Source organism: Cellulophaga sp. (assembly GCF_039943695.1).
GTDB lineage: Bacteria > Bacteroidota > Bacteroidia > Flavobacteriales > Flavobacteriaceae > Cellulophaga.
This window is the reverse complement of record NZ_JBDVAA010000046.1, coordinates 1-4,606: the sequence shown is the minus strand read 5'-3', so window position 1 is coordinate 4,606 and position 4,606 is coordinate 1. Positions and strand designations below refer to the sequence as shown.

General features: G+C 30.9%; 2 protein-coding genes. Both read right to left on the bottom strand.

Annotation, left to right across the window (positions count from 1 at the left end; translation table 11 throughout):
* The coding region (locus tag ABJD66_RS03590; protein ID WP_348128329.1) for a SusC/RagA family TonB-linked outer membrane protein at nt 1–1,966 on the bottom strand (1,966 nt) is incomplete at its 3' end.
* Between the two features lie 179 nt (nt 1,967–2,145).
* Nucleotides 2,146–4,606 (bottom strand): helix-turn-helix domain-containing protein (locus ABJD66_RS03585; protein WP_348128326.1); only part of this gene is annotated, 2,461 nt, incomplete at its 5' end.

Below are 4,606 nucleotides of genomic sequence, written 5' to 3'. Positions count from 1 at the left end.
CTCCCATAATTACATTACCGCTTGCCACAGGAACATCAAAAGGATAATAACCGCTAATAGACTGTATGTTTCCTATTTCTCCCCAAGATGCTCTAAATTTTAAATCGTTAATTGCATCTATATTAAAGAAAGACTCGTTAGATATTCTCCAACCTGCAGAAACAGATGTAAAAGTATCTGATTGGTTTTCTACAGCTAACCTAGAAGACTCATCACTACGTATACTACCAGATATGTAATATTTATTATTGTAATTATACATAACCCTACCAATTGCAGAAGTTAATGCTTCTTCAAAAGGATTATTACTTGGCTTATTTAGTAACTCAGCATTTTGCAGATACTGGTTAAACGGTTCTTCCGATGAAAACCCCGTTCCACGTAAAGAAATATAATTTCCTTTTGTGTTTTGTGCCGAATAAATTGCAGTTACATTTAAGTTATGATTACCAAAAGATTTATTATAAGACAATTGGTTGTCCCATATCCATTTATTTTGATTGCTGTTTGTTTGTAATAATGTGTTTTGACTATTACTACGGCCTAATTCTGGCACTCTTGGGTAAAACTCTTTTGTTCTGTTATCTTTATAAGAATAAGAGTAATTAGATTTAAATGATAAACCGTCTAACAAATCATACTTAAAATATACGTTTGCATTTATAAATGTACTTGGAGACTCCTTTGTTGGCCTTAACAATAAAGATAAAGGATTGTAGACATCTCCGTAAGCACCTGCAAACTGAGATAAACTTTCTGGTACTACACCTGCAAAACTACCATCCTCATAACGCGTTGGTGATGCGGAAGGCATATAAATTGCATTTATAATTGTACCAGAGTAAGGATTATCTGTGTTTGTACCATAAGCCTCATCTCTAGAGAAATAAATATTTTCTCCTACTGTAATTTTATCTGTAATATTATAGTCAGACTTTAATCTTAAACTATAGTTTTGAGAACTAGTACCTTCTAAAACACCTTCTCTATCTCTAAAAGCAAAAGAAGTATAATAATTAAATTTTTCACCTGCACCACTTAAATCAATATTTAAATTATTTACAGTGGCATCTCTAAAAATAACATCAATCCAATTTGTACGGTTTACTTGTCCGTAAGGATTTTGGGCTGCATCATGAGCAGACTGTCTTGGTGTACCTGCATTATCTGCTGCTAAGTTATATACCTCAGATTGCTGTTTTGCCGTTAAAGGTGTTGGTAAATTAGACGCTGTTTTAATACCTGTATAATAGTTAATATTTAACCTTGGTTTACCTGTTTTTCCTTTTTTAGTTTCTATTACAATTACACCGGATGCAGCTTGTGCACCATAAATTGCAGCAGAAGCCGCATCTTTTAATACAGATATAGAAGCTATATCATTAGGGTTTATTTCTGGTCCGTTGTATGGTAACCCATCTACAACAACCAATGGAGACTCTGAGTTTAAAGTACCAATACCTCTAATTTTTATACTAGCAGTACTTGTTGGGTCACCACCAGAACTTAATACGGTAACACCTGCTATGTTACCTTGTAAAAACTCTTTATAATTACCAACTGGCCTACTTGTAATTGTACCAACATTTGCCGCTGTACCAATTGCAGAGGTTAAATCTCCTTTTTTAGTAGAGCCATAACCTATAAGTACAACCTCATCTAAAGAATTTGTAGCTTCATCTAAACCAACAGATACTGTTTGGTTTCCACTATAAGCAATTTCTTTAGATGCAAAACCTAATGAAGATATTACAAGTACTCCATTTTCTTCTTTTAACTCTAAAGTAAAGTTACCATCAAAATCGGTTGCCGTTCCTGTTGTAGTTTTACCTTTAATAGTTACTGCGGCACCAGAGATTGGTAACCCATCATTGTTAGACACTACTGTGCCCTTTACTGTTACCTGCGCTAACATGGTAGATAAACACCCTAAACTGAGTGTTAGAAAAAAGTATAATTTTTTCATTTTAATTTATAGTTTTTGTTTTTTTCAAATGTATTGTGTGGTTGTTTTTAGTGGGGGTAAAATTGTTTCAGTAAAGAGGATTATTAGTACAAAAAAACCTTAGTGAGCATCAAAAAATAGGACTTTTGTTACAGTAACATTAACCTAACATACAGCTAATCCTAAGCATACAATGCACGCTATACTTTTTGCTCCTTGTATACCTTGGGGCTTACCCCAAAATGTTTTTTAAATGTGCGTCCAAAGTATTTGCTATCACTATACCCACACTCAAAACCAATTTCTGAGATATTAAATTTTTTGTTTTTTAGTAAATATTCGGCTTTTTGTAAACGAAGAGATGTTATAACATCTGATGGAGACTGTCCTAAATGCTCCTTGAATAACCTATAACATTTAATTCTAGATATTTCTAAAATAGAAATAAGTTTTTCTACATTAAAAGATGGGTTAGATAGTTCTTCTTTTATAACTTCTAAACTACGTTTTAACAGCTTTTCATTACCAGATTGCATATCATTTTCTTCAGTAAGAATTTTAAAAATCTCTTGCTGAAACTTGTTATGTCCCCGACCTAAACTTCTATTAACTAAAGATGTTATTTTATTACTGATAAAAGTTTTACTTGCTGGCAATTGTATTACCGCATCTATACCAAACTCTAAAGAAGTCTCTTGTAAAGCATAATTAATTTCTTCTGATATGTATACCAAAGGAACTCTGTCTTTCTTTGGTATTTCTTTATATTTTTGTAGAAAATAGGCTATTTCTTTAGTAAAACCTACTTGGTAAAAGATCAAAACATCTAAACGTAATTGTTTTAATGCCGATGATAAATTGGTTACTACATTTTCAAACAGTAAATAATTACTTGTGTTTTTTAATAACTGATTGGTTATATCAAAATTAGAAGCATCTGTATAAACAAGAATATTATTTTTATTAGCCGGAAGATTTTCTTTTAAGTCTAGATGTTTCCAAGAAATAGTTTCTACTGCCTTAACGTTGTTTTGAAGAACAGCAACTGGCAAACAAAATTGAAAATTAAACCTATCTGCTTCTAATATATTGCAAGTACCATTTAAATCTTTTATTAAAACCAAAAATGCTTTGTAATAAGGACTATAATTTAAAATATTTTTTACATTACTTTGCAATAAGGTACTAGTGGATGTTACTTTAAATTGCAGCTGATTACCATTTATAAGAACGGAAACATCTAATGTACTTTTGGTTTCTGAGTATTTTATAATATCATTAAAAATATACTTTAGTAAAAGTTTAAGCCGCAATAAATCTACCTCTACCCAGGCGATATTTTTATCTAACTGGGCATTAAAATTAGCGTTATTTTCTTTTAGTTTTTCTTTTACATTAGTTACTATGCTTTTTAAAATTGGCAGCAAATTAACCGACGTTAATTTTACTTCTCCCAAGTCTTTAATATGGTCTAAATAGTTCCATTCTGATACTAGATCTATTATTTTTCCTGATTGTTGTAACAGCTCCTTTTTTACATTCTCATTATTTTTTATATCATGAGATGCCTTTAAAATAATAGATAATGGTTGCTGAAATTGAGATAATACAAAGGTTTTAAACTTATCTACCTCAAAATCCTGATTTTTTAAATTATTATGTAAGTCTAGTAGCTTTTCTTTTTGAAGTAATATTTCCTGGTTTTTCTCATCTAACTGACCATTTATTTTTAAGAGATCTTGTTTCTGCTTTTCTATTAATTGTGTACGGTTAGCTATTTGCACCTCTAACTTTTTATGTTGTGCTTTAGATGCCTTACTTTTTAAGTAAAAAAAAGCAAAAGCCGCACTTATAAATACAAATAAAACTAATGTAAAAAAGGTTATGGTTTGATAAAAAGCTTTTTCAATATGTAGTGTAAACACCTCTTTACCGGCTTCATTTTTATCATTCTTAACCAAAAAAGAATATGTACCAGAAGCTAAATTTTTAAATTGAAGACGTTGTTTACCCTTTGCTAAAATCCAATCTTCATTTTTACCGTGTAGCTTGTAATAGTAGCTAGTATTTTTATCAACCGGAAAAACTACAGGGGTAATAGTTACTACAACATCATTTTTACTATGCGCTCTTGTCAGCTTTTTTTCTGTTATTTTTTGCTGATTAAACTCTACCTTAAGTTTTGGTTTATTGGGATTAAAACTCATAGCATTAGGATTAAAGTAATTTAAACCATTTACGCCTCCAAAGAACAATAACCCCTTATTGTCTTTATAATATGCTCCTTCAGAAAATTCTGATGCTTGCCAACCTTCTTTAGGATTAAAAGCAGTAATAGTGTAGGTTTGCTTGTCTATTACTGCAATACCTTTTGTGGTACTAATCCATACTTTATCTTCATTATCTAGCAAACCATATACCATATGGCTAGGTAAACCTTCATTGTCTGTACTGTTATTTATTATTCCTTTTTGCTTGTTATAAACACTTATACCTCCCAAAGAACCAATCCAGTAATTATCTGTTTTAGGGTCTATGTATAAAGAATAAATACTGTTTCCTAAAATTCCGTTTTCTTTTTTAAGGTGTGTTAATTCTTCTGTTTGTAAATTAAAAAACAAAACACCGTCATCTTCTGTAGCAAGAACAAGCTCATTTTTA